The organism is Streptomyces sp. NPDC059909 (assembly GCF_042730885.1).
In the GTDB taxonomy this organism is placed as follows: Bacteria; Actinomycetota; Actinomycetes; order Streptomycetales; family Streptomycetaceae; genus Streptomyces.
The window spans coordinates 117,621-140,717 of record NZ_JBHWKX010000003.1 but is presented as its reverse complement, the minus strand read 5'-3'; the positions used below and the strand labels follow the sequence as shown (position 1 = coordinate 140,717).

The window sequence follows — 23,097 nt, the reverse complement described above, 5'->3', positions numbered from 1 at the left end:
GCTGCAGCGTCGTTCGGGTGAATTCGCGGACACGCGCTCCGAAGATGTTGAAACTTTAACGGAATAGGTCTACGGTGACTCTCGTTGAAGATTCAACGAGTGGCCGGGAAGGTCACTCCACCTGACCGGCCACACAACGTCCCCAAGGAGTAGTCATGGGCCTGTTCAACCGCAAGAACGAGACCGCCGTCGCCGCCGCCCCGGCCAAGGTGGACCCGGCGCTCGCCGCCCTGACCGGCGAGTACACCATCGACCCGGCCCACAGCAGCATCGGTTTCACGGTCCGCCACGCCATGGTCACCAACGTCCGCGGCTCCTTCAGCGACCACGAGGGGACGCTGCGTCTCGACGGCTCCAACCCGGGCGCCTCCACCGCCAGCATCGACATCAAGATCGCCAGCATCGACACCGGCATCGCCGACCGCGACGGCCACCTGCGCAGCGGCGACTTCTTCGACGCCGAGGCGTTCCCGGTCATGTCCTTCCGCTCCACGCAGGCCGAGCAGCTCGGCGGCGACAAGTACCGCATCACCGGCGACCTCACCATCAAGGGCGTCACCCGCCCGCTCTCCATCGATCTGGAGTTCAACGGCACGGCGACCGACCCTTACGGCAACGAGCGCGTCGGCTTCGAGGGCAGCGCCGACATCCAGCGCTCCGACTGGGGCCTGACCTGGAACGCGGCGCTGGAGACGGGCGGCGTGATGGTCAGCGACAAGGTGAAGCTGAACTTCGACATCTCGGCGATCAAGGCTGCCGCCTGATCACCCGGCCCCCCTCCGCTCCCCACAGGGGAGCACCACTCCCATGAGCGCGCCCGCCACTCCACCCACCCCCCAACCGGAGCGGCGGGCGCTCGGGCGTTCATGTCCGCAGGCGTTCGGTGGCTACAGCGGTATCCGGATGTCCAGGACGGGTCCCGCCGCACGGGCGGGCGGCGCGTCCAGGCTCTCCAGGACATGGAGCATCGGCGCGTTCCCCGCGGCGACCGCCGCGGTCAGCGTGTGATGCCCGTCCCGCCGGGCCACATCGGCCGCATGCGCGGCCAGTGCGGTGCCCAGCCCCTTGAACTGCCAGGCGTCCTCGACCAGTACGGCGAGTTCGCCCACCCCCTGCTGCTCGGTACGCATGACGTTGGTCATGGCAATGATGTGATCCGTGCACTGTGCCGTGGTGGTGACCAAGGTGGTGCCGCGCTGCGGATCCGACAGCACGCGCCATCCGGCCGGAGACAGCTCGGGCTTGCCCGCGTGATAGCGCAGGCCCCGGCTCCCCGGCGAGCAGCGGCGGTGCAGCGCCTGGATCGGTCCTAGGTCGGCGGGGGTCACCTCCCGGGTCCGGGTGGTGGTGCCGTCGGTCAGCATGATCGGGTACGCGGCGTCTCGAGCGCCGGCGTCGGGCATGCGATGGCCTCCTCACATGGTGAACGTGGGTTGGTTGTGCCGCGGAGCCCCGTCCGGGCGCCGTCCCCCTGGCACACGAGAAGTCTTTTGCCGCCGCCCGGCCGACTCAAGAACGGTTCACGCCATATCGATTACGCTTCGCGCCCGCCGGATCACTGAACGGAGCGAAACGTGTCACCGGCAAACTCGCACCACACGATCTTTCCAGGGCTCCGTTCCCCGACGCCCCACTTGTCCGCGAGCGCCCCGACGAGCAGCAGCCCGCGCCCGGACTCCGCGTCGGCGTCCGGCGCGCATACCGGCTCCAGTGCCGGCACCCGGACCTCGCCGTCACCACTGTCGTGCACCTCCACGCGCAGCACCCCGTCCAGGCTCAGGTGGAGCCTGAACCCACGGCCGGGCGGAACCCCGTGCACGAGCGCGTTCGTCGCCAGCTCGCTCACACAGAGCAGCACGTCGTCGGCGCGCGCGGTGACGCCCCAGTCGGCGAGCGCCTGAGCGGCGAACTCGCGGGCGGCGGGGACGGATCGGCGTTCGCGCCGGTAGAACGCGGCACGGAGGAAGGGGCGTTGGGTTTCGTCGTTCATGGACCCACTGTCACAGGGCGTGACTATCGTGGATCAGTGCGTCAGGTCGTACAGCTGGTTTGTACGACTCGTGACGGGTCGCCGACGGCTTGTGACGGGGAAGGGCAGCCTCATGCACCCAGCGAAACGCAGCAAGAAGGTCACCTCCTGGCACGTGATCGGCGCCCAGCTCGCGGGCTTCCGCAAGGAGGCCCGTATGACACAGGCCGCTCTGGCAGCCCGGTTCTGCGTGGGCGAGGACACGATCGCGTCCATCGAGCAGGGCCGCAGACCGCTGAAACTGGATCTGGCGGTCGCGCTCGACGAACTGCTCGGCACGAAGCGGGCGTTGCAGATCGCGGTGGAGAGGGTGCCGGAAAGGGAGCGGTTTCCGGCGTTCGCGCAGGACTTCGTGGAGCACGAGCAGGAGGCGGTGACGCTGCTCTGGTACGAGAACCAGGTGGTTCCCGGCCTGCTTCAGACGGAGGAGTACGCACGAGCGGTCTTCGGCTGCCTCTACCCGCCGCTGGACGACGAGCAGTTGGAGGAGTGGGTGCAGGCGCGGCTGGATCGGCAGAAGGTCTTCACGCGTAAGCCACGGCCGATGGTGAACTTCCTGCTGGAGGAGTCCATCCTGCACCGCCCGATCGGGGGCCGGGGCGTACTGCGCCTGCAGAACCAGCATCTGCGCCGCTGCGCCGAACTCCCGTTCCTCGGCCTACAGATCATGCCGACGAACCGGGAAACACATGCAGGGCTAGCCGGCCCCATGGTGCTGCTGGAGACTCCGGATCACGACCATCTGGCCTACATCGAGGGGCAGCACATCAGCTTCCTCGTCGATGATCCGGATCAGGTCAGTATGTACCAGCAGAAATATGGGATGCTGCGTTCGCAGGCGCTCTCCCCTGCGGAGAGCAAGATCCTGCTGGACGATCTGCTAGGAGAGACATGACCCGCGCAGCACACCTCAACTGGTTCAAGTCCAGCTACAGCAGCGACGCGGGCGGCGCATGCGTGGAAGTCGCCTACGCCTGGCGCAAGTCCAGCTACAGCGGCAGCGAGGGTGGCGCCTGCGTCGAAGTCGCGGCCCACCCCAGCGCCGTCCACATCCGCGACTCCAAGACCCCCGACGGCCCCGTTCTCACCGTCTCCCCCGCCACCTGGGCGGCCTTCCTCTCCGAGCGCTGAGGCCCTCATGTCCGTGCGTCGCGTCGTGCCCGACATCGCCTCCCACGCCATGGACCAGAGCCGGGAGTTCTACGGCGCCCTCGGCTTCGAGGAGGTCATGAACCACGGCTGGGTCATGACCCTTGCCTCGCCCGAGAACCCCACCGCCCAGATCACGTTCTCCACCGGCGACAAGACCGCGTCCGTCCTGCCGGACATGAGCATCGAGGTGGACGACGTCGACGCGGCCTACGCGGCCATGACCGCACGCGGCGCCGAGATCGTGCATCCGTTGCAGGACGAGGAATGGGGCGTGCGGCGCTTCTTCGTACGGGATCCGAACGGCCGCGTGGTGAACGTCCTCGGCCACGCCTGAAGGCGTCCCGTTCTGCGGGCGACGCCTGCTAAGAGCCGCTCGTGGCCGAGGCGATGAGCTCGTCGAGCTTGTCCCGGGCGCTCACCAGATTGCCGATCTGTGCAACGATGCGGTCCCGCTCGGCCGACAGCCGCTCCAGTAGTGCGGGGTGCGTCTCACCGGTCTCGATGCACGGCATCAGTCCCAGAATCGTCCTGCTCGACAGCCCTGCGGCGTACAGCTGCTGAATCAGCAGGACACGGTCGACGGCACTGTCCGGATAGTGCCTCTGCCCGCTGGGGCTGCGTACCGACTTGAGCAGCTTCTGCTCCTCGTAGTACCGCAGTGCCCGCACGCTCACACCCGCTCTGGTAGCGAGCTCGCCGATGCGCACAGCGCCTCCTGGGGACCCGGCCCAACATGACTTGCCTCTGACGTCAGCGTCAGGTTTTTGCGTAGCTCGCGAACGGCCAGCACATCCCCTCCAGAGCGAAGGACAGGACTGTGACCAGTTTGTTTGCCGGCTACCAGCTCGGACACCTCCGGCTGCCGAACCGGCTCGTCATGGCCCCGATGACCCGGGCACGGGCGACGGCGGACGGAATCCCCGGCGACTCGGCGGCGATCTACTACGCCCAGCGGGCCACTGCCGGGTTGATCGTCAGCGAAGGGGTGCAGCCGAGCCTGCAGGGCCAGTCGAACCCCCATACCCCCGGCCTGCACAGCGACGAGCAGGTCGCCGCGTGGCGGCCGGTGACCGCCGCGGTGCACGCCAACGGCGGGAGGATCTTCGCCCAGCTCATGCACGCCGGACGGGTGGGGCACCCCGAGACCGTGGGCCACCACCCCGTCGCACCGTCCGCGATCGCCCTGAAGGCCGAGCTCTTCACCGGCGCCAAGGGGCTGCTGCCCGCGCCTGTTCCCCGGGCCCTGTCGACCGAGGAGGTCAAGGGCGAGGTGGAGGTGTTCGCCGCGGCGGCGCGGCGTGCGATCGACGCGGGGTTCGACGGGATCGAGCTGCACGGGGCGAACGGCTACCTGATCCAGCAGTTCCTGTCCTCCAGCGCCAACCACCGCACCGACGCCTACGGCGGATCCGTCACCGGCCGCATCCGCTTCGCCGTAGAGGTGGCCGAGGCGGTCGCGGACACCATCGGCGCCGACCGCGTGGGCATCCGGCTCTCCCCCGGCGGCCGGGTCTGGGACATGGCCGAGGACGACGTATCGCAGTTGTACGGGGCCCTGCTCGACGCGCTCGCTCCGCTCGGTCTCGCGTACGTCCACGTGCTGGCCACGACGGAGGAGGACGTACTCATCGCGCTGCGCAAGGCGTGGCCGCAGGCGTTCATCGTCAACCCGGGCGGGCAGATCGGCCCGCAGGAGACCGACCGGACCCTCGGCGAGCACTGGCTCGCCCAGGGCGCGGACCTGGTCAGCTACGGCCGCGCGTACCTCGCCAACCCCGACCTGGTGGAGCGGCTCCGCAGCGGAGTACCGCTGCGCGACACCCCCGACCGGGAGACGTGGTACCAGGGCGGCAGCGCCGGCTACATCGACTACGCGAGCCACCAGCACTGATCGCCGCGTCGGCCTCGGCGCCACAAATCCGCGCCGAACGGGCTGAACCGAATCCGGGGCCTGTACGTCGTGCAAGGCAGGTACAACACGCACTCAGGTCGTGTGATCACTCGAAGGGTGGGACATGTCGGCCACTCATGTGGGCATGTGGGTCTGCTCGGCAGCCGGGGCGGTGTGCCTGTGGGCCGCTGTCCGGGAGGGAGTCGTCCTCTCACGATTGGGCCGTCACGGCCTGCGCACCGAAGGCGTCGTGATCAGACACGTCCTGGTGGACAAGGTGGACCGCCTCCGGGCTCCCGTCATCGCGTTCACCGACGTCACCGGCCGCCGGATCGAGTTCAGTCCGAACGTCAGCGGCACGGGGACCAGCCTGTCCGTCGGCAGCTTGGTGCCTGTCGTCTACCCGCGCGAACATCCGGAGGCAGCGCGGGTCTTCACCCGACGGCACCGGGCGCTCCCCATCCTTCTGACCTCGTTCGCCTCCGTGGCGTTCTTCGGCTGTGCTGCCGTGATCGCCCTGACACGCTGACGCGACCTGGTCACCGGGGTGGGCCTCGTCTCCCTCCTCCTCGTGTCCCGGATCTGGGTCGCCGGTGCGGAGTAGGGCGTCGTGGACCATTCCGTTGCCTCGCTCGCTCAGCCGGCCGCAGCCCTGCGTGCCTCCGCCTGGCAGAACTCGACGCTCCTCGGGCTGCTCCTGAGTGGAGTTCTCGTCGCCATGGGACTGGGTCAGGCCCTTGAGGGCGGCACCTGGAGCATGCTGCGGCTGCATGAGCACCGCGTCGGCAGGCTTCTGCTCCGCAAGGCCGGCGCTGTGCTCGTCGCCTTGCTGACGGCCCAGGTGGTGACGGCGGTGGCCCTGTGGTCGGGCGTCCATGCGCTGGCCCAGGGATTCCCCGTCCGGAGCCGGATGCTGCCGGACGGTGTCGGTGCCGTTCGACCGGCCCTGCCGGACATGGTGAGCTGGGGAGACGCGGCGACCGCCGTCGCCTCCGCACTGCTGGTACAGGTCTTCTTCGTGGCGACGACCGCCTGCGCCGCCGCCCTGATGCGCAGCGTGATCGGCTCGCTCGCCCTCGGGCTTGGCCCGATCGTGGTGACGGCCCCGCTGGTACTGCTTCCCGCAGCGCCGCTCCTCCCGCACAGGTGGATCGCCGATCTGCTCGAACTGCCTCCGGAGGCCCAGTACCAGCTGTACTTCTGGAATCAGGCCCTGACCCTGCCCCTGTGGTCGGTGGCACGGCCCTGGCGCTGACATCAGCCCTGCTGATCACCGCGGCCTGGGCCCTGCTGCGTTCCGAACGCTCGCTCCGGCCGGTCGACTGATCCTCCGGACCCGTCCGTGACCGCGGGGGTACCGCGGGCCCGCTGTTCGGCAGGGTGCCGTGCGAGGGCCCGGCCTACGACTTCCTCGGCCGCCCCTCGTGCTCCCCCGTCCGCGTCTCGATCTCCTCCGCCACCTCCTGCAGCAGCTCATGGCTCACGCCGCTCAACGCCCGTGCGACCGCCAGCTCGTCGCCGATGTGGGGGATGTCCGGGTCGGTGCGGTTGCGGTGGGCCGTGCCCTGGCCGACGTAGAGTTCGGCGTTCCGGCCGCGGAGACGGGCTTCGGCCTGGGTCGTCCGGTCGCTCTCGGTGATGACGATCTCGACGTTCCACTTCTTGGTACGCATGTCAGAATCCTCCGCCTGCATCGAAGCCACCGCCGCCGCCGAAGTCGCCCCCACCGAAGCCGCCGCCGAAGTCGGAGGCGTTGAAGTCCCCGCCGGAGAAGTCTCCGCCGCTGAAGTCGCCGAAGTCGCCGCCGCCGTACTCGGCCGCGTACGCCGGGGTCGACAGGGCGCTGCCGAGCAGGGTGCCCACCAGCAGGGCCGGCAGGAGGCCGCCGCCGAAGTAGCCGCCGGCCCAAGGGCCGTAGGCGGGGCCGGCCTCCCAGTAGGGGCGGGGGCCGGATTCGGTGGCGACCTGGCGGGCCAGCGGGTCCTTGCCCTCCGCCAGGCGGGCCGCGTCTGCGGCGCAGACCGGGACCTCGCGCGAGGCGCCGCCGAGCGGGGTCCAGGCCATGTCGCCGCTGGAGGGGCCATGGGCCGGGTCGAAGAAGCAGGGGGCGCGGCGCTCCGGGAGCACCGTGCCCTCGCGGCGCGCGGCGAGGACCGCGAGCGAGAAGCGGCCCTCCTCCAGGGCCTGGGTGACCGTGCGGACGTCGTGCGGATGCTCGGCCGCGGCCATGGCGGACTTGGCGTTGTCGTACGAGTCGAGGGAGCGTTCGTAGTCGGCGCGCATCGCGTCGTCGGCGCCGGGCTCGGAGGGGTGGAAGTCGAGCCGGTCGAGTTCCTCGCCGTACGCGGTGATGTCCTCGTCCACGACGACGCGGAGCTTGTCGAGCGCGGCCCGCTCCTCCTCCGCGCGCTTGCGGCGGTTGCGGCGGACGACGGCGTACGCACCCGCGCCGCCCGCGACGAGGACAGTTCCGAGCGCGATCAGCGAGCCGGTGGACCCGCCGCCGCTGTCGGAGCCGGAGCTCCAGCCGGCCGGGGCGGTGCCCTTCACGGTCGGGAGGGCCTGGTCGACGAAGTTGTTGAGCTGCGTCGCGGCGTCGACGCCGGGGGTCGTCACCCCGGCCACGACGTTCTGCACGGCGTTGGCCAGCATCACGGAGCGGTCCGCGCCCGCGTCGAAGCGATCACCGAGGCGGATTCCGTACAGCCCGGTGATCCCGGTCGCGGTACGCAGATCCCGTAGGACGCTGTCCGCGGGGAAGGCCGCGCTGTCGGGGAGTACGGCGATGAACACGGGCTTGTCCGCGTCCTCGATCTTCTGCGCGAGGGCCTTCTCGTCCGCTACGGAGAGCTGGGACCGGGCGCCCGGGTCGACGTAGACGGGGCCCTGCTTCAGGGCCTCGGCCGCGTCGGAGATACCCGTGGCCTTGGCGGTCACGCCAGGGGCCAGGGCCAAGAGCAGGAAGAGCGCCAGCCCGGCGAGGGCCGACAACCACGTGAACGGCCTAGTCCTCATATCACGAAGCTACCCGAGGGTGACAAATAAGGACATAGTTCCTGATGGGGAGCTGATCGCCACCCTCCGCGATGCACTGGTCACGTGTCGCCACACGCCCGCGCGGGCCACCGTCCGCCCTGGTGTCAAGACTTCAACTCGCATGGCCGAAACGGCTGTTGTGTGTTCAGTTCATGAATGCGCGGAGTCTTGACGGGCCCTCGCATCAGCAGTTCACTCACGGCTCGTCCCCCACACCTCTGCCGAGAAGGGCTTCAGCCCATGGCACCCATGGCATCCGCCGCACGCCCCGCACGCGCCCGGAGAGCGCTCTCCGGCTTCCTCCTCGCCTCCGCTCTCGCCGCCGCCGGGCTCACCGGCCTCACGACGGCCACCCCCGCCCAGGCCGCGGGCGAGCAGTTGAGCATCTGGCTGACCACCACCGACGACAGCGGCGGCCGCCATGTCACCCGTGGACTCCAGCCGCAGACCCCCGTCGCCTTCCAGCCGGGCATCGGTGGCCCGGGCACCAACGTCACCGTCGACGAGAACACCCACTACCAGACCTTCACCGGCGGCGGCGCCTCCTTCACCGACACCGCCGCCTGGCTGATGAAGGGCAGCGGGGCCCTGTCGCAGGCGACGCGCGACGACACGATGCGGAAGCTCTTCTCGCCCACCGACGGCATCGGGCTGTCCTTCGTCCGCAACCCCATGGGCGGCTCGGACCTGGCCCGCTTCGGATACACGTACGACGATCTGCCGGCAGGCCAGACCGACCCGGGCCTCACCAGGTTCTCCATCGCCCACGATCTCCAGGACGTGCTGCCGCTGACCAAACAGGCCGAGCAGCTCAATCCGGCGCTCACGCTGGTGGCCTCGCCCTGGACCGCCCCGGCCTGGATGAAGGACAGCGGACAGCTGAACGGCGGCTGGCTCAAGGCCGAGCACTACGGAACGTACGCGAACTACTTCGTGAAGTACCTCCAGGCCTGGCGCGACCAGGGCGTCCCCGTCGACTACGTCACCGCGCAGAACGAGCCGACGTGCTGCTCCGGCTACCCGTCCATGAGCTGGAACGCCTCGGGGCTCGCGTACTTCACCAAGAGCGAGTTGCTCCCGAAGCTCCAGGCCGCCGGGCTGCCCACGAAGGTCCTCGCGCACGACTGGAACTGGGACACGTACGACGCGTACGCCGCCCAGACCGTCGACGACGCGGCGGTCCGCAGCCACCCCAACTTCGGCGGCGTCGCCTGGCACGGCTACGGCGGCAACGTTGCCAAGCAGACCGAGGTCCACGACCGGTACCCGCAGCTGGACGCCTTCCAGACCGAGCACTCCGGCGGTACCTGGATCGCCAACCAGCAGCGCGAGGACATGATGAACATCATCGACTACACCCGTAACTGGGCGAAGTCGGTGACCAAGTGGTCCCTCGCCGTGGACCAGAACCGGGGCCCGCACAACGGCGGCTGCGGGGTCTGCGACGGCCTGATCACCGTCCACAACGGGGACGCGCGGCACGGCCAGGTCGACTTCACGGTCGAGTACTACACGATGGGCCACTTGACGAAGTTCGTACGGCCGGGCGCGCACCGGATCGCCTCGACGGCGAGCTCCGCCGTGCCGAACGTGGCGTGGCGGAACCCCGACGGCTCCAAGGCGCTCATCGCGTACAACGACGCCTCGTCCGCGCAGACGGTCACGATCAACTGGGGCGGGCAGCACGTCACGTACGCGCTGCCCGGCAGGACTTCGGCGACCTTCACCTGGCAGGGCACGCCGTCCGGCGGCTCGGACGCCTCCGGGTCCTTCGTGGGTCTGGCCGGCAAGTGCCTGGACGTCGCGGGCGGTTCGGGCGCCGACGGCACGCCGGTCCAGCTGTACGACTGCAACGGCACCGACGCCCAGCGCTGGACGGTCGTCGCGGCCGACGGCTCGGTGCGGGCGCTCGGCAAGTGCCTGGACGTGACGGCCGGCTCGACGGCGGACGGCGCGAAGGTCCAGCTCTACGGCTGCAACGGCAGCGGGGCCCAGCAGTGGCGCTGGCAGCCGTCGACCGGTGACCTCGTGAACGTACCGGCCGACAAGTGCCTCGACGTCACGGACAACTCGTCCGCGAACGGGGCCAGAGCCCAGATCTGGTCCTGCACGGGAGCCGCCAACCAGAAATGGCAACTGCGGTAAGGGAGTGCCGAACGCGAGTCGCACATACACTCCACTCCGATGGGGGGTGGGGTGTATGCGCGTACATCGTTGGTGCGCGGGAATCACGGGCGCGGCGGCGGGGCTGATGCTCCTCGCCGGGTGTGGGGCACGAACGCTCCCTCTCGCCGCCGTGTACCGAGCGGATGACGGCGCGCTGCATGCGCTGCTGCGCCCGTGCAGCGGGGATGCCATCGGCTCCATCCACCTGGCCGGAAGTCGCCCGGAGGAAGACAAAAAGAATGCCAGGCCGGTCAACATGTCCGGCTGGCACGCCCTGGAGGAGAGGACGCCCGGGGCCGTTGCCTTCCTCCTCTTCTCGCCCCCTGCCGACTGGGAGGCCGTGCCCGTCGGGAAGCAAAGCCTTCTGCCGGACCTGACGTACGACCTCTACTTCGACAAGGACTCCACCAGCACCGGTTACGCGGAAAGGTGGAGTTCCGCGCCGTGGACGTCGAGGGTATGCGGCCCGGCCAGGTATGGTCCGATGGCCGGGCCATGCCCCTCGCCGCCTTCGAGAAGCGCGCTGTCGACTACTGCTGAGCGACGGTCCTACTCGGCCGGCTCGACGCCCGCTCGTACCAGCCCGTACGTGTACGCGTCCTCCAGCGCCTGCCACGACGCCGCGATCACGTTGTCCGCGACGCCGACCGTCGACCACTCGCCGGTGCCGTCGCTCGTCGTGATCAGGACGCGGGTCGTGGACTCGGTGCCGTGGCGGCCTTCGAGGATGCGGACCTTGTAGTCGACCAGCTCGAGCTTGGCGAGCTGGGGGTAGATCCGCTCCAGGCCCACCCGCATCGCCCGGTCCAGGGCGTTGACGGGGCCGTTGCCCTCGGCGGTCGCGACGATGCGCTCGCCCTTGGCCCACAGCTTGACCGTGGCCTCGTTGGCGTGGGTGCCGTCGGGGCGGTCCTCGACGATCGCCCGCCAGGACTCCGTACGGAAGTACGTGCGCGGGCGGCCCTCCGCCTCCTCCCGGAGCAGCAGCTCGAAGGAGGCGTCGGCGGCCTCGTACGTGTAGCCCTTGAGCTCGCGCTCCTTGACGCGCTCGACGACGCGGCCGACCAGCTCGCGGTCGCCGCCGAGGTCGATGCCGAGCTCCTTGCCCTTGAGCTCGATCGAGGCGCGGCCCGCCATGTCGGAGACGAGCATCCGCATGGTGTTGCCGACCTGCTCGGGGTCGATGTGCTGGTACAGGTCCGGGTCGACCTTGATGGCCGAGGCGTGCAGGCCCGCCTTGTGGGCGAACGCGGAGACACCCACATAGGGCTGGTGCGTGGACGGCGTCAGGTTGACGACCTCGGCGATGGCGTGCGAAATACGGGTCATCTCCTGGAGCGCGCCCTCGGGCAGCACCTTCTTGCCGTACTTCAGCTCCAGCGCGGCGACGACCGGGAAGAGGTTGGCGTTGCCGACGCGCTCGCCGTAGCCGTTGGCGGTGCACTGGACGTGGGTGGCGCCCGCGTCGACGGCGGCGAGGGTGTTGGCGACCGCGCAGCCGGTGTCGTCCTGGGCGTGGATGCCGAGGCGGGCGCCGGTGTCGGCCAGGACGGTGGAGACGACGGCCTGGACCTGGGCGGGGAGCATCCCGCCGTTGGTGTCGCAGAGGATGACGACGTCGGCGCCTGCCTCGGAGGCCGCGCGGACGACGGCCTTGGCGTACTCCGGATTGGCCTTGTAGCCGTCGAAGAAGTGCTCGCAGTCGACGAAGACGCGGCGGCCGTGCTCCCGCAGGTACGAGACGGTGTCGCGGACCATCGCCACGTTCTCGTCCAGCGTGGTGCGCAGGGCGAGCTCGACGTGCCGGTCGTGGGACTTCGCGACCAGCGTGATCACGGGCGCTCCGGAGTCGAGCAGCGCCTTGACCTGCGGGTCCTCGGCGGCCGAGCCGCCGGCGCGACGGGTGGCGCCGAAGGCGACGAGCTGGGCGTGCCGGAACTGGATCTCGTCGCGGGCCCGGGCGAAGAACTCGGTGTCCCGGGGATTGGCGCCGGGCCAGCCGCCTTCGACGAAGCCCACGCCGAACTCGTCCAGGTGCCGGGCGATCATCAGCTTGTCCGCGACGGTCAGGTTGATGCCCTCGCGCTGGGCGCCGTCGCGCAGCGTGGTGTCGAAGACATGGAAACTGTCGTCGAGCCTGACGTCAGTCGTGGTCATGGCGTGGTGACTCCTGTCGGAAGAGTGGCTCCGGAACTTCTGGCTCCACTTGCCCCCATCTTCGCGCGTCCCGTTTGCGGCCGGGGTGGGGCCGCAAAACGAAAAAACCCCTCGCGGGTGCGAGAGGTCTGCGCGCGGGTCTGAGGCACGGTGCCACTGCCGCGGTGGGTGATGCCGCGATCAGTGGTCACTGCGGACCGGCGCGCTGCTGCCGATAATCATGGCGAATGCGAGCACGAGGGCAGTCTGCCACATATGTGCGCCTGCATGGACAGCGGTCTCACGATGCGGGCACCCGGGCGCCCCTTGCGGTCAGGGGTGGCCCTGACCGCCAGGGCCGTGCCGCTCGTGCGTTCTCGCGGGGCCGGGCACCTCACGTGCCCGGAAGCAGCGCCTCCGCGATGAACTCACGCACATGGGCCAGGACTTGCTCCCGGCTCGTGCCCGGTATGCCGACCGCGACATGCACGCTGAAGCCGTCCAGCAAGGCCCGCAGGCGGGCGCCGAACCGGTCGGGGTCGACGGCGCGGAACTCGCCGCGCGAGATGCCCTCGGCGAGCAGGGCGACGAGGTCCCGGTGCCAGGCGCCCTCGATCGCGGCCTGGCGGGCACGGGCGTCGTCGTCCGCGTTCTGCGAGCGGTTCCAGACCTCCAGCCACAGCGTCCAGTGCGGGTCGCGGGGGCCGTCGGGCACGTACAGATCGACATACGCCTCGAGCCGCTCGCGCGCGGGACCCAGCTTGGACAGCAGCGCACTGCGCTCGTGCCCCAGGCGGCCCTCGCTCCACTCCAGGGTCTGCAGCAGCAGTTCGTCCTTGGTGCGGAAGTAGTAGAGCAGGTGACCGCTGCTCATCCCGACCTCCCGCCCGAGCCCGGCCATGGTGAGCCCGTCGAGCCCGCGCTCGGCGATCGTCGCCATGGCCGCGGCGAGCAGCTCCTCACGGGGCGGGGCGGTGTTGCGGCGGCGGGGCGCGGGGGTGGCCGCGGGGGTCATACGACGGCCTCCTGGAGCAGTTGTTTCACTCGTACGTTGTACCCGATACGGCTACGTCGTCGTCGGTGATCGTCCAACCGTCCTCGGTCATACGGTCGAGCAGGGCCCGCACCGCCTGGCGGGACGGCCTGCCGTCGGACAGCGCGGACGCCGCGGCGCGGACCACTTCGCGGCGGTCGATGTCGAACGCGCGCGCCAGGACACCTGCCGCAGCCGGCAGACCGCCTCGAGGTGGCGGCAGGCTGTCACACCTGCGGCCGCCTCCTCGAACGGGTTTCAGACCTTCGGCTGCTGCTGCGTGATGCAGTGGACCCCGCCGCCGCCCGCGAAGATCGTGCGCGCGTCCACCAGCGTCACCGTCCGGTCCGGGAACAGGCGCCGGAAGATGCCGGCCGCTGTCTCGTCGTTCGGGTCGTCGAAGTCACACAGCACCACTCCCCCGTTGCAGATGTAGTGGTTGATGTACGAGTAGTCGACCCAGTCGCCCTCCTCGTCCTTGAGGACCGTCGGGGCCGGGACCTCGACGACCTCCAGGGCACGGCCGCGGGCGTCCGTCCGGCCGCGGAGGATGTCGACGTACATCCGGGAGCGCTCGTAGTCGGGGTGGGCCGGATTCTGCTGGCTGTGGACGACGACGACGCCCGGCCTGGCGAAGGCCGCGACGATGTCGACGTGGCCCTGGGTGCCGTACATGCCGTAGTCGCCGGTGAGGCCGTGCGGCAGCCAGATCGCCTTCGTGGTGCCGAGCTTGGCGTGGATCTCGGCCTCGACCTGCTCGCGGGTCCACTCGGGGTTGCGGCCCGCGCCGAGCTGGACGGTGTCGGTCAGCAGGACCGTGCCCTCGCCGTCGACGTGGATGGCGCCGCCCTCGTTGACCAGGTCCGAGGAGTGGACGGGGACGTCCACGACGTCCGCGACATGGCGGGCGATCTTGGAGTCGTGCTCCCAGCGGGCCCAGTCCTGGGCTCCCCAGCCGTTGAAGACCCAGTCCACGGCCGCCAGTCCGCCCTGGCCGTCGGTGACGAAGGTCGGGCCGATGTCGCGCATCCAGGCGTCGTCGAGCTCGCGCTCCACGATGTCGATGTCCGCACCGAGCAGCTCGCGGGCGCCCTCGACCTGGCCGGGTCCTACGACCATGGTCACCGGCTCGAAGCGGCGTACGGCGCGGGCGACACCGGCCCAGGCGGCGCGTGCCTCGGCCAGCTCCTCGTCGTTGGTGAAGGTCGGGTTGGGGCCGGGCCAGGCCATCCAGGTGCGCTCGTGGGGGGCCCACTCGGGCGGCATTCGGAACGTCATGACAAGTCCTAGATCGTTGGAGCCCGGAGGAGGGCTCGGAGGAGGGCTCAGAGGAGGGCTCAGAGGAAGTAGAGGCGGTTCAGGGACATGGACTCGACCGGGTCCGAGCGGAGCGGATCGCCGTCAAGGGTGACCAGACCGCTGTGCGCGTCGACGGCGACGTCGCCGACCCGCGAGTTGAGGAGCAGGTCCTTGGGCCCGATGCCGCGGGTGCCGCGCACGCCGACGCGGCGGCGCCGCGTGGGCATCCTGTCGTCGCCGAGCGCGGCCGCCGCCTGGGACACGAACGCCACGGAGATGTCCGCGGGGGTCGCGCCATGGGCGCCGATCTGCGGGCCGAGGATCAGCGGCTCGCAGGTGTCGGTGGCGGCGTTCGGGTCGCCGGTGACGCCGTACGCGGGGAAGCCTGCCTTCAGGACCAGCTGCGGCTTCGCGCCGAAGAACTGCGGTTTCCACAGCACGATGTCGGCGAGCTTGCCGTTCTCGATGGAGCCGATCTCGTGCGCGAGGCCGTGGGCGATCGCGGGGTTGATGGTCAGCTTGGCCATGTAGCGCAGCACGCGCGCGTTGTCGTCGTGCGCGCCGTCGCCCTCCATGGGGCCGAGCTCGGCCTTCATCTTCCCGGCCATGGCGAAGGTGCGGCGCACGGTCTCGCCGGCGCGGCCCATGCCCTGGGCGTCGGAGGAGGTGATGCCGATCGCGCCCAGGTCGTGCAGGACGTCCTCGGCGCCCATCGTCCCGGCGCGGATGCGGTCGCGGGCCATGGCGGCGTCGCCGGGCAGGTCGGTCTTGAGGTCGTGTACGGAGACGATCATCCCGTAGTGCTCGGCCACCGCGTCCCGGCCGAAGGGCAGGGTCGGGTTGGTGGAGGAGCCGATGACGTTCGGCACGCCCGCCATCTTGAGGACGTTCGGTACGTGTCCACCGCCGCAGCCCTCGATGTGGAAGGCGTGGATCGTCCGGCCGTCGAGGACCTCGAGGGTGTCCTCGACCGAGAGGCACTCGTTGAGGCCGTCGCTGTGGAGGGCGACCTGGACGTCGTACTCCTCGGCGACCCGCAGGGCGGTGTCGAGCGCGCGGGTGTGCGCGCCCATGTCCTCGTGGACCTTGAAGCCGGAGGCTCCGCCCTCGGCGAGCGCCTCGACGAGGGGGGCTTCGCCGGACGAGGAGCCGCGGGCGAGGAAGCCGATGTTGACGGGCCAGGCGTCGAAGGCGTTGAAGGCGTGCTTCAGCGCCCATGGCGAGTTGACGCCAACCCCCCAGACAGGCCCGAACTCCTGCCCGATGATCGTCGTGACGCCCGATGCGAGGGAGGCTTCCATGATGCGGGGGGACAGCAGGTGGACGTGTGTGTCCACGGCACCGGCGGTGGCGATGAGGCCCTCGCCGGAGACGATGGACGTGCCGGTGCCGACGACGACGTCCACACCGTCGAGGGTGTCCGGGTTCCCTGCCCGTCCGATGCCGGCGATGCGGCCCTCGCGAATACCGACGGACACCTTGCGGATGCCCTGAACGGCGTCGATGACGAGGACGTTGCTGATGACGACGTCGCAGGTCTCGCGCACGGCGGAGGCCTTGAGGTGGAGTCCGTCGCGGGCGGTTTTGCCGAAGCCGGCGAGGAACTCGTCGCCCGGCTTCTGCGAGTCGGACTCGACGCGGACGACGAGGCCGGAGTCGCCGAGGACGACACGGTCCCCGGCACGCGGGCCGTGGACGCCGGCGTACTCGTGCGGGTCGATGCCGGTCACTGGTCCTCCTCCGTAACAGTGTCAGCGGTCTGTGCCGGGTCAGCAGTCTGTGCCGCGTCCTGTCCCGCGTCCGCCGGGACGCCGAGGTAGCCGCAGGCGGAGGCCCTGCGCAGGGCCTCCGCCCTGGCGCCGGGGGCGTCGAGCGGGCCGTCGACGAGGCCCGCGAAGCCGATGGCGATGCGGTCGCCCCCGATCGGTACGAGACCGACTTCGGCCTCCCCGCCCGGGTCGAAGCGGACGGAGGAGCCGGCGGGGACGCACAGCCGCATGCCGTAGGCCGCGGACCGGTCGAAGTCGAGACGCGGATTGGCCTCGAAGAAGTGGAAGTGGGAGGTGACGCTGACCGGCACCGTCGCGGTGTTGCGCACGGTCAGCCGCACCGCGGGCTCGGGCTCGGGGTCCGCGGGGCCGGGCAGGACGGCTCCGGGCGCCTCGTCGCCGAGGCTGCCGCCCCCGATGGGGTCGGACACGACCGCGAGCCGGGATCCGTCATCGAAGACGGCCTCGACATGGACCTCGGTGACGACGTCGGCGACGCCCGGCAGGACGTCGTCGGGGCCGAGGACCGAGCGGGCCGCTTCGATGGCCTCGGCGAGCCTGCGCCCGTCCCGGGCCGCCTCGCAGACGGTGTCGGCGATCAGCGCGGTCGCCTCGGGGACATTGAGCTTGAGCCCGCGGGCACGCCGCGCCCGGGCCAGTTCGGCAGCGCCGAACAGCAGCAGCCGGTCGCGCTCGGTCGGGGTCAGTCGCACGTCACCACGCCTCCCTGTGGGTGGACCCACACCGGAATCTCCGAATCCGATTCCCGATGTTTGAACGACACTCTAACGCTTATTTTCCTATGCCGAAAGCATTGACGACGGTCAGCTGCTGGGTTCACATAGAGCAGCACTCAAATTGTCGCCGGCGTACCAGGGAGAGCCCGATGCCGATTGAACAGCGCGGAGTCGACACCATCCCCGAAGCGGAACGGACCAGCGGTCCCCGCGACCTCTTGGCCATCCTTCTCGGCTCCAACCTCTGCCTCGGGGTCATCGTCTTCGGCTGGCTGCCGGTCTCCTTCGGCCTCGGCCTGTGGGGCGCGGTCACCTCGGTCGTCGCCGGCACGATCGTGGGCGTGGTCGTGACGGCACCGCTCGCGCTCGTGTCACTGCGCACGGCGACCAATCTCTCCACGTCGAGCGGCGCCTTCTTCGGCGTCCGCGGACGGCTCATCGGCTCGATCGTCGGCCTCCTGCTGTCGCTCGGATACACCGCGCTGACCCTGTGGATCGGCGGCGACGTGATGGTCGGCACGCTGGCCCGCATGGTCGGCCTGCCGACCGGCGGCGCGACCCATGCACTGGTCTACGCCCTGCTGGCCGCGCTCACCGTGATCGGCGCGGTCTTCGGCTACCGGCTGCTGCTGCGCATGAGCAAGGTCCTGGCCCTCGGCATGGTCGCGCTGCTCGCCATAGGCCTGGTGGCGTACGCACCGGACCTCACCACCGCCGCGCCGCCGGACGCCCCGTATCTGCTGGGCTCCTTCTGGCCGACCTGGGCGCTCTCCGCCGTGGCCGCCGGGCTCAGCGGCCCGATCGCCTTCATCACCCTGCTCGGCGACTACACCCGCTACATCTCCCCGCAGCGGCACGCCCCGCGCAGCGTGCTCAGGGCGACATGTCTGGGACTGTTCGCCGGTCTGCTGATCCCCCAGCTGTTCGGTACCTTCACCGCGCTCGCCGCCCGCGCCTCGCTCGACTACGCGGGCCCGCTGGTCGACGCCTCGCCCACCTGGTACCTGATACCGCTGCTCCTCGCCGCCGCGGCCGGCTCGGTCGGCAACGCCGGGCTGATGCTCTACTCCATGGGCCTGGACCTCGACGCGATCGTCCCCAGGGCCAGCCGCACCCAGGCCACCGTGATCGTCGCCGTCGTCGCGACCGGCTTCGTCTTCCTCGGCCACTTCGCCTGGGACGCGCAGTCCGCGATGACCTCGTTCGTGCTGCTGCTCACCGCGATCGGCACTCCGTGGGCGGTGATCACCCTGATCGGGCACGTCCGATGTCGCGGTGCCTACGACGCCGACGCGCTGCAGGTCTACAACCGGCGCGCCCGGGGCGGCATCTACTGGTTCCGGGCGGGCTGGGAGCCGCGGGCGACGGTCGCCTGGGTACTCGGCGCGGCGGTGGGCCTACTCTCCGTCTCGACCCCGTTCCACGAGGGCCCGCTGCTCGCCCTGACCGGCGGCGTGGACTGCAGCTTCGTCCTGTCGGGCGTGGTGGGCGGTGTGGTGTACGCGGGGCTGACCCTGGGGGCACGAGCCGCGGCGCCGAGCACCGAACCGGCGGGTCCCATCATGGCTGCCGTGGAATGATCATGGTGGCCGTGGACCGACGGCACTGACGACGGCGAAGGCCCCCGCGCGCGGTATGCGTGGGGGCCTTCGCCAGGGCCTGGAGGACAGACCGACGGCCGGACTCAGCCGATGACGTGCACCCAGCCGTGCGGGTCCTCGGCGGCACCCGTCTGGATGTCGAGGAGCGTCTTGCGCAGCTCCAGCGTCACCTTGCCGGGCTCGCCGTTGGACTGCGTCCACTCCCCGCCTGCCGACTTGACCTTGCCGATCGGGGTGATGACCGCGGCCGTGCCGCAGGCGAAGACCTCGTGCAGCGTGCCGTTCTCGGTGTCGCGCTTCCAGTCGTCGATGGAGATCCGGCCCTCCTCGGCCTCGTAGCCGAGGTCGCGGGCGAGCTTGAGCAGCGAGTCACGGGTGATGCCCGCGAGGAGCGAGCCGGTGAGCTCGGGCGTGATGATCTTGTCCTCGTACACGAAGTACAGGTTCATGCCGCCGAGTTCCTCGACCCACTTGTGTTCCACCGCGTCGAGGTAGGCGACCTGGGCGCAGCCCTTCTCGGCCGCCTCGGCCTGGGCGAGCAGCGACGCGGCGTAGTTGCCGCCGGTCTTGGCGAAGCCGATGCCGCCGGGGACGGCGCGGACGCGGTCCTCGGAGAGCCAGATCGAGACGGGCTTGACGCCACCGGGGAAGTACGGGCCGGCGGGGGACGCGATGACGATGAAGAGGTACTCGTTGGCCGGCTTCACGCCCAGCCCGACCTCGGTGGCGATCATGAAGGGCCGCAGGTAGAGCGACGCCTCGCCGCCGTGCGCCGGGACCCAGGCCTCGTCCTGCCGGACCAGCGCGTCGCAGGCCGCGACGAAGGTCTCGATCGGCAGCTCGGGCATGGCCATACGGTGGGCCGAGATCTGGAAGCGCTTGGCATTGGCTTCGGGCCGGAAGGTCGCGACCGAGCCGTCGGGCCTGCGGTAGGCCTTCAGCCCCTCGAAGATCTCCTGCGCGTAGTGCAGCGTCATGTTGGCCGGGTCGATGGACAGTGGCGCGTACGGAGTGAGCTGGGCGTCGTGCCAGCCGCGACCCTCCGTCCACTTGATCGTCACCATGTGGTCGGTGAAGTGGCGGCCGAATCCGGGGTTGGCCAGGATCGCCTCGCGCTCCGCGTCGGACAGCGGGTTCGAGGAGGGCTTGAGCTCGATCGTGGTCATCGTCATGTCTGCGTTGTCCTTCACCGTGTGTGTGTGACGGACCGCCTTCACGCCTCTACCAGGACGTCCGAGCTTCCCCGCATGATGCGGCCCCACGTCCGATTATCGCAGTGCGTGGGGGCCGGAGCAGAACAGCGTGAATCGCGGCCCATGGCTTGATGGTGGCACCCGGGGCCGCACAGGAGAAGCCGCCGGGCGCTGATGCGACCCGGCGGCTTCGAGGTTTCGAGGTTCGAGGTTTCGAGAGTCGACGGGTCAGCCCGCTACTCGTACGGCGAGCGCGTCGCCGATCTCGTCCGTGGTACGGGCGGTGCCGTCCCGCTCCGCCAGGTCGGCGGCGACGGCGTCCTCGATGCGCACGGCCTCGGTCTCGTAGCCGAGGTGACGCAGGAGGAGGGCGACGGACAGGATCGTGGCCGTCGGGTCGGCCTTGCCCTGGCCCGCGATGTCGGGCGCGGAGCCGTGGACGGGCTCGAACATCGACGGGAAGTCGCCCTTCGGGTTGATGTTGCCGGATGCCGCCAGGCCGATGCCACCGGTCACGGCGGCGGCGAGGTCGGTGAGGATGTCACCGAAGAGGTTGTCGGTGACGATGACGTCGAAGCGCTCCGGCTGCGTGACGAAGAAGATCGTCGCGGCGTCGACGTGCAGATAGTCGGTGGTGACCTCGGGGTATTCCCGGCCGACCTTGTCGAAGATGTTCTTCCACATGTGGCCCGCGTAGACGAGGACGTTGTTCTTGTGAACCAGCGTCAGCTTCTTGCGGGGGCGGGCCTTGGCTCGCTCGAACGCGTCACGGACGACACGCTCGACGCCGTACGCCGTGTTGACGCTGACCTCGGTGGCGACCTCGGCGGGCGTACCGGTGCGCAGCGAGCCGCCGTTGCCCGTGTACGGACCCTCGGTGCCCTCGCGGACGACGACGAAGTCGATGTCGGGGCGGCCGGCGAGCGGGGTCGCGGTGTTGGGGAAGAGCTTCGACGGGCGCAGGTTCACGTAGTGGTCGAAGGCGAAGCGGAGCTTGAGGAGCAGTCCGCGCTCCAGGACACCGGACGGCACGGACGGGTCACCGATCGCGCCGAGCAGGATCGCGTCGTGGTTCCTGAGGGACTCGAGCTCCGCGTCCGGAAGGGTCTCTCCGGTGCGGTGCCAGCGCTTGGCGCCGAGGTCGTACTCCTTGGTCTCCAGCTTCACATCCTCAGGGAGGACGGCCGAGAGGACCTTGAGGCCCTGGGCCACGACCTCCTGGCCGATGCCGTCACCGGGGATCACTGCGAGATCGATGCTGCGAGACATAACGGCACCGTACTCCGCGTCCCAGCGCCTGACATTCGCTGTCCACCATGCGGACGCGTTTCTCACCCTCGAGGCCGCCCCCCACTCCCGGGGACACCCTCGGTTTCGTTGAATTCCGTTCATCCGGAGTCTGGCGAAGGGTCGTAAGTTACTGGCAAGTTACCCCGCATGACCGATGACACCCCACGGTTCGGGATTCCCGACCAGAGCGCCCGCGGCATGAGCATGCCCGAACAGCACGAGTATCTGCGTGCCCGGCACGCCCGCCCCAGGGTCTCCCGCCGTGGCGCGCTGACCGGCGGTCTCGCGGGCGGCCTGGTGGCCGCCGGCGGCGGACTGCTGGCCGGCCGGGCGTCTGCCGCCGAGGCCTCCCCCACGCTGGTGGCGACGCCCGCCACGGCGCAGGTCGACGGCTCGCTCGTCGCCCCGTTCGGCCGCCATCTGGCCTTCGGCGCCGACCCCATGACCCAGATGCGGATCTCCTGGCAGGTGCCGTTCGCCGTGCAGCGTCCGTATCTGCGGGTCGGGCTGAAGCCGTGGGACCTGGGCCTGAAGATCGAGGCCGAGGTGCGTCCCCTGCACACGCCCTCGCTCTCCAGCAAGCTGCCCGCGGTCGACCAGTACTACCTGCACGTGGGCCTCGACGGGCTGAAGCCGGGCACGACGTACTACTACGGCGTCGGCCACGACGGCTTCGACCCGGCGGACGCCTCCCGGATGTCGACGATCGGCTCGTTCCGTACGGCCCCGGCAGCGCCCGAGAAGTTTGTCTTCACGGCCTTCGGCGACCAGGGCGTGAGCTATGACGCCCTCGCCAACGACCAGTTGATCCTCGGTCAGAACCCTGCCTTCCATCTGCACGCGGGCGACATCTGCTACGCCGACAGCAGCGGGCAGGGCAAGGAGTCCGACACGTACGACGCGCGGGTGTGGGACCAGTTCCTGGCGCAGACGGAGAGCGTCGCCTCACGCGTGCCGTGGATGGTCACCACCGGCAACCACGACATGGAGGCCTGGTACTCGCCGAACGGCTACGGCGGCCAGTCGGCACGCTGGTCGCTGCCCGCGAACGGCCCGGATGCCAGGAACGCCCCGGGGGTCTACTCGTTCGTGTACGGCAACGTGGGTGTCGTCGCGCTGGACGCGAACGACGTCTCGTACGAGATACCCGCCAACAAGGGCTACACGGGCGGCGGGCAGACGGCATGGCTGGACAAGCGGCTGGGCGAGCTGCGCGCCCGCCCGGAGATCGACTTCGTGGTTGTCTTCTTCCACCACTGCATGTACTCCACGTCCACGCACGCCTCGGACGGCGGTCCGCGGGACACGTGGCTGCCGCTCTTCACCAAGCACCAGGTGGACCTGGTGATCAATGGCCACAACCACGTCTACGAGCGCACGGACGCCATCAAGGGCGGCGAGGTCGGCAGGCCCGTGCCCATCGGGGCGACGACCGACCCGACGCGGGACGGCATCGTGTACGTCACGGCGGGCGGCGCCGGTGCGGATCTGTACGGCTTCGGGCTCGGGGTGAAGGACAGCTACGAGGGCAACGTCCATGATCACGACCACATCGTGACGTTCCACTGGACGAAGCTGCGGCTGCCCGACCCGGACACGGTCGAGTGGTCGCGCGTCCGGTACACCGGCTTCTCCTTCCTCGCGGTGGAGGCGGAGACGGGTGCGAGCGCGAAGCTGAAGGTCTCCGCGCTCGCCGAGAGCGGCGAGCGCATCGACTACTTCGAGGTCAGGCGCGGTCAGTGACCGGTTCGGCCGCGGCCGGCTC

Annotated in this window: 23 protein-coding genes; 10 read left to right on the top strand and 13 right to left on the bottom strand. The window is 70.0% G+C overall.

Annotated features, from left to right (window positions below; all coding sequences use genetic code 11):
• Positions 1 to 155: 155 nt before the first annotated feature.
• Entirely contained in the window at positions 156 to 764 is a 609-nt protein-coding gene (locus tag ACFV9O_RS04315) for a YceI family protein (RefSeq protein WP_385412111.1), read from the top strand.
• A gap of 123 nt (positions 765 to 887) precedes the next feature.
• Here ACFV9O_RS04315 and ACFV9O_RS04310 read toward each other — a convergent pair whose 3' ends face one another.
• A complete protein-coding gene (locus tag ACFV9O_RS04310) occupies positions 888 to 1,403 on the bottom strand; it encodes a GNAT family N-acetyltransferase (protein WP_385412108.1) in 516 nt (171 codons plus the stop codon).
• A 152-nt stretch (positions 1,404 to 1,555) separates the two neighbouring features.
• A complete protein-coding gene (locus ACFV9O_RS04305) occupies positions 1,556 to 1,990 on the bottom strand; it encodes an ATP-binding protein (RefSeq protein ID WP_385412105.1) in 435 nt (144 codons plus the stop codon).
• A gap of 112 nt (positions 1,991 to 2,102) precedes the next feature.
• Between ACFV9O_RS04305 and ACFV9O_RS04300 the strand changes: the two genes are divergently transcribed.
• From ACFV9O_RS04300 to ACFV9O_RS04290, 3 genes are read left to right on the top strand one after another with little or no spacing between them, the layout of a single operon-like run.
• Positions 2,103 to 2,924: a helix-turn-helix domain-containing protein gene (locus ACFV9O_RS04300; protein WP_385412102.1), complete on the top strand. Its 822-nt coding sequence runs from the start codon at positions 2,103 to 2,105 to the stop codon at positions 2,922 to 2,924.
• Positions 2,921 to 3,160: a DUF397 domain-containing protein gene (locus ACFV9O_RS04295; protein ID WP_385412099.1), complete on the top strand. Its 240-nt coding sequence runs from the start codon at positions 2,921 to 2,923 to the stop codon at positions 3,158 to 3,160. The genes ACFV9O_RS04300 and ACFV9O_RS04295 overlap by 4 nt, the downstream gene beginning before the upstream one ends.
• 7 nt (positions 3,161 to 3,167) lie before the next feature.
• A complete protein-coding gene (locus ACFV9O_RS04290) occupies positions 3,168 to 3,515 on the top strand; it encodes a VOC family protein (protein WP_385412096.1) in 348 nt (115 codons plus the stop codon).
• A gap of 28 nt (positions 3,516 to 3,543) precedes the next feature.
• On the opposite strand, the gene ACFV9O_RS04285 is transcribed toward ACFV9O_RS04290, so the two are convergent.
• Entirely contained in the window at positions 3,544 to 3,888 is a 345-nt protein-coding gene (locus ACFV9O_RS04285) for a MerR family transcriptional regulator (RefSeq protein ID WP_385412093.1), read from the bottom strand.
• Positions 3,889 to 3,998: 110 nt separating this feature from the next.
• Between ACFV9O_RS04285 and ACFV9O_RS04280 the strand changes: the two genes are divergently transcribed.
• The 3 genes from ACFV9O_RS04280 (at position 3,999) to ACFV9O_RS04270 (ending at position 6,327) form a co-directional block, all read left to right on the top strand.
• On the top strand, positions 3,999 to 5,072 hold the full coding sequence (locus ACFV9O_RS04280; protein WP_385412090.1) for an alkene reductase: 1,074 nt from the start codon (positions 3,999 to 4,001) through the stop codon (positions 5,070 to 5,072).
• Positions 5,073 to 5,196: 124 nt separating this feature from the next.
• On the top strand, positions 5,197 to 5,601 hold the full coding sequence (locus ACFV9O_RS04275) for a DUF3592 domain-containing protein (RefSeq protein WP_385412088.1): 405 nt from the start codon (positions 5,197 to 5,199) through the stop codon (positions 5,599 to 5,601).
• A gap of 81 nt (positions 5,602 to 5,682) precedes the next feature.
• Entirely contained in the window at positions 5,683 to 6,327 is a 645-nt protein-coding gene (locus tag ACFV9O_RS04270) for a hypothetical protein (protein ID WP_385412085.1), read from the top strand.
• Positions 6,328 to 6,472: 145 nt separating this feature from the next.
• Here the strand turns inward: ACFV9O_RS04270 and ACFV9O_RS04265 are convergent, their stop codons facing one another.
• Together ACFV9O_RS04265 and ACFV9O_RS04260 are read right to left on the bottom strand one after the other, a co-directional pair.
• Positions 6,473 to 6,745 (bottom strand): DUF1876 domain-containing protein, encoded by a 273-nt coding sequence (locus ACFV9O_RS04265; RefSeq protein ID WP_385412083.1) that lies wholly within the window; start codon positions 6,743 to 6,745, stop codon positions 6,473 to 6,475.
• A gap of 1 nt (position 6,746) precedes the next feature.
• Positions 6,747 to 8,087, bottom strand: a complete 1,341-nt coding sequence (locus tag ACFV9O_RS04260; protein WP_385412080.1) for a hypothetical protein — start codon at positions 8,085 to 8,087, stop codon at positions 6,747 to 6,749.
• A 261-nt stretch (positions 8,088 to 8,348) separates the two neighbouring features.
• Here ACFV9O_RS04260 and ACFV9O_RS04255 point away from each other — a divergent pair, with 261 nt between their 5' ends.
• Complete coding sequence (locus ACFV9O_RS04255) at positions 8,349 to 10,253, top strand: ricin-type beta-trefoil lectin domain protein (RefSeq protein WP_385412077.1); 1,905 nt, start codon at positions 8,349 to 8,351, stop codon at positions 10,251 to 10,253.
• 570 nt (positions 10,254 to 10,823) lie between these two features.
• On the opposite strand, the gene cimA is transcribed toward ACFV9O_RS04255, so the two are convergent.
• The 6 genes from cimA to ureA form a co-directional block, all read right to left on the bottom strand.
• Positions 10,824 to 12,431 (bottom strand): citramalate synthase, encoded by a 1,608-nt coding sequence (gene cimA, locus ACFV9O_RS04250; protein WP_385412074.1) that lies wholly within the window; start codon positions 12,429 to 12,431, stop codon positions 10,824 to 10,826.
• Positions 12,432 to 12,804: 373 nt separating this feature from the next.
• Entirely contained in the window at positions 12,805 to 13,425 is a 621-nt protein-coding gene (locus ACFV9O_RS04245; RefSeq protein WP_385412071.1) for a TetR/AcrR family transcriptional regulator, read from the bottom strand.
• A gap of 25 nt (positions 13,426 to 13,450) precedes the next feature.
• Positions 13,451 to 13,591, bottom strand: a complete 141-nt coding sequence (locus tag ACFV9O_RS04240; RefSeq protein WP_385412069.1) for a hypothetical protein — start codon at positions 13,589 to 13,591, stop codon at positions 13,451 to 13,453.
• A gap of 110 nt (positions 13,592 to 13,701) precedes the next feature.
• On the bottom strand, positions 13,702 to 14,721 hold the full coding sequence (locus ACFV9O_RS04235) for an agmatine/peptidylarginine deiminase (RefSeq protein ID WP_385412067.1): 1,020 nt from the start codon (positions 14,719 to 14,721) through the stop codon (positions 13,702 to 13,704).
• 59 nt (positions 14,722 to 14,780) lie between these two features.
• A complete protein-coding gene (locus ACFV9O_RS04230; RefSeq protein ID WP_385412482.1) occupies positions 14,781 to 16,463 on the bottom strand; it encodes an urease subunit alpha in 1,683 nt (560 codons plus the stop codon).
• 5 nt (positions 16,464 to 16,468) lie between these two features.
• The gene (gene ureA / locus ACFV9O_RS04225) at positions 16,469 to 17,224 is read right to left on the bottom strand and encodes an urease subunit gamma (RefSeq protein WP_385412065.1); all 756 of its coding nucleotides are present in this window, start codon (positions 17,222 to 17,224) and stop codon (positions 16,469 to 16,471) included.
• 173 nt (positions 17,225 to 17,397) lie between these two features.
• On the opposite strand from ureA, the gene ACFV9O_RS04220 reads away from it, so the two are divergent.
• Complete coding sequence (locus ACFV9O_RS04220) at positions 17,398 to 18,828, top strand: cytosine permease (protein ID WP_385412062.1); 1,431 nt, start codon at positions 17,398 to 17,400, stop codon at positions 18,826 to 18,828.
• Between the two features lie 104 nt (positions 18,829 to 18,932).
• Here ACFV9O_RS04220 and ACFV9O_RS04215 read toward each other — a convergent pair whose 3' ends face one another.
• The gene (locus ACFV9O_RS04215; RefSeq protein WP_385412060.1) at positions 18,933 to 20,021 is read right to left on the bottom strand and encodes a branched-chain amino acid aminotransferase; all 1,089 of its coding nucleotides are present in this window, start codon (positions 20,019 to 20,021) and stop codon (positions 18,933 to 18,935) included.
• Positions 20,022 to 20,270: 249 nt separating this feature from the next.
• Entirely contained in the window at positions 20,271 to 21,311 is a 1,041-nt protein-coding gene (locus ACFV9O_RS04210; protein WP_385412058.1) for a 3-isopropylmalate dehydrogenase, read from the bottom strand.
• A 168-nt stretch (positions 21,312 to 21,479) separates the two neighbouring features.
• Between ACFV9O_RS04210 and ACFV9O_RS04205 the strand changes: the two genes are divergently transcribed.
• Positions 21,480 to 23,075, top strand: a complete 1,596-nt coding sequence (locus ACFV9O_RS04205) for a purple acid phosphatase family protein (protein WP_385412055.1) — start codon at positions 21,480 to 21,482, stop codon at positions 23,073 to 23,075.
• Positions 23,076 to 23,097 lie beyond the last annotated feature (22 nt).

What these genes read in the sequence shown, in the direction of transcription:
- ACFV9O_RS04315 (WP_385412111.1), top strand. Translation starts at nt 156, where the DNA reads ATGGGCCTGTTCAACCGCAAGAACGAGACCGCCGTCGCCGCCGCCCCG.
- ACFV9O_RS04310 (WP_385412108.1), bottom strand. Translation starts at nt 1,403, where the DNA reads ATGCCCGACGCCGGCGCTCGAGACGCCGCGTACCCGATCATGCTGACC.
- ACFV9O_RS04305 (WP_385412105.1), bottom strand. Translation starts at nt 1,990, where the DNA reads ATGAACGACGAAACCCAACGCCCCTTCCTCCGTGCCGCGTTCTACCGG.
- ACFV9O_RS04300 (WP_385412102.1), top strand. Translation starts at nt 2,103, where the DNA reads ATGCACCCAGCGAAACGCAGCAAGAAGGTCACCTCCTGGCACGTGATC.
- ACFV9O_RS04295 (WP_385412099.1), top strand. Translation starts at nt 2,921, where the DNA reads ATGACCCGCGCAGCACACCTCAACTGGTTCAAGTCCAGCTACAGCAGC.
- ACFV9O_RS04290 (WP_385412096.1), top strand. Translation starts at nt 3,168, where the DNA reads ATGTCCGTGCGTCGCGTCGTGCCCGACATCGCCTCCCACGCCATGGAC.
- ACFV9O_RS04275 (WP_385412088.1), top strand. Translation starts at nt 5,197, where the DNA reads ATGTCGGCCACTCATGTGGGCATGTGGGTCTGCTCGGCAGCCGGGGCG.
- ACFV9O_RS04265 (WP_385412083.1), bottom strand. Translation starts at nt 6,745, where the DNA reads ATGCGTACCAAGAAGTGGAACGTCGAGATCGTCATCACCGAGAGCGAC.
- ACFV9O_RS04260 (WP_385412080.1), bottom strand. Translation starts at nt 8,087, where the DNA reads ATGAGGACTAGGCCGTTCACGTGGTTGTCGGCCCTCGCCGGGCTGGCG.
- ACFV9O_RS04255 (WP_385412077.1), top strand. Translation starts at nt 8,349, where the DNA reads ATGGCACCCATGGCATCCGCCGCACGCCCCGCACGCGCCCGGAGAGCG.
- cimA (WP_385412074.1), bottom strand. Translation starts at nt 12,431, where the DNA reads ATGACCACGACTGACGTCAGGCTCGACGACAGTTTCCATGTCTTCGAC.
- ACFV9O_RS04245 (WP_385412071.1), bottom strand. Translation starts at nt 13,425, where the DNA reads ATGACCCCCGCGGCCACCCCCGCGCCCCGCCGCCGCAACACCGCCCCG.
- ACFV9O_RS04235 (WP_385412067.1), bottom strand. Translation starts at nt 14,721, where the DNA reads ATGACGTTCCGAATGCCGCCCGAGTGGGCCCCCCACGAGCGCACCTGG.
- ACFV9O_RS04220 (WP_385412062.1), top strand. Translation starts at nt 17,398, where the DNA reads ATGCCGATTGAACAGCGCGGAGTCGACACCATCCCCGAAGCGGAACGG.
- ACFV9O_RS04215 (WP_385412060.1), bottom strand. Translation starts at nt 20,021, where the DNA reads ATGACGATGACCACGATCGAGCTCAAGCCCTCCTCGAACCCGCTGTCC.
- ACFV9O_RS04210 (WP_385412058.1), bottom strand. Translation starts at nt 21,311, where the DNA reads ATGTCTCGCAGCATCGATCTCGCAGTGATCCCCGGTGACGGCATCGGC.
- ACFV9O_RS04205 (WP_385412055.1), top strand. Translation starts at nt 21,480, where the DNA reads ATGACCGATGACACCCCACGGTTCGGGATTCCCGACCAGAGCGCCCGC.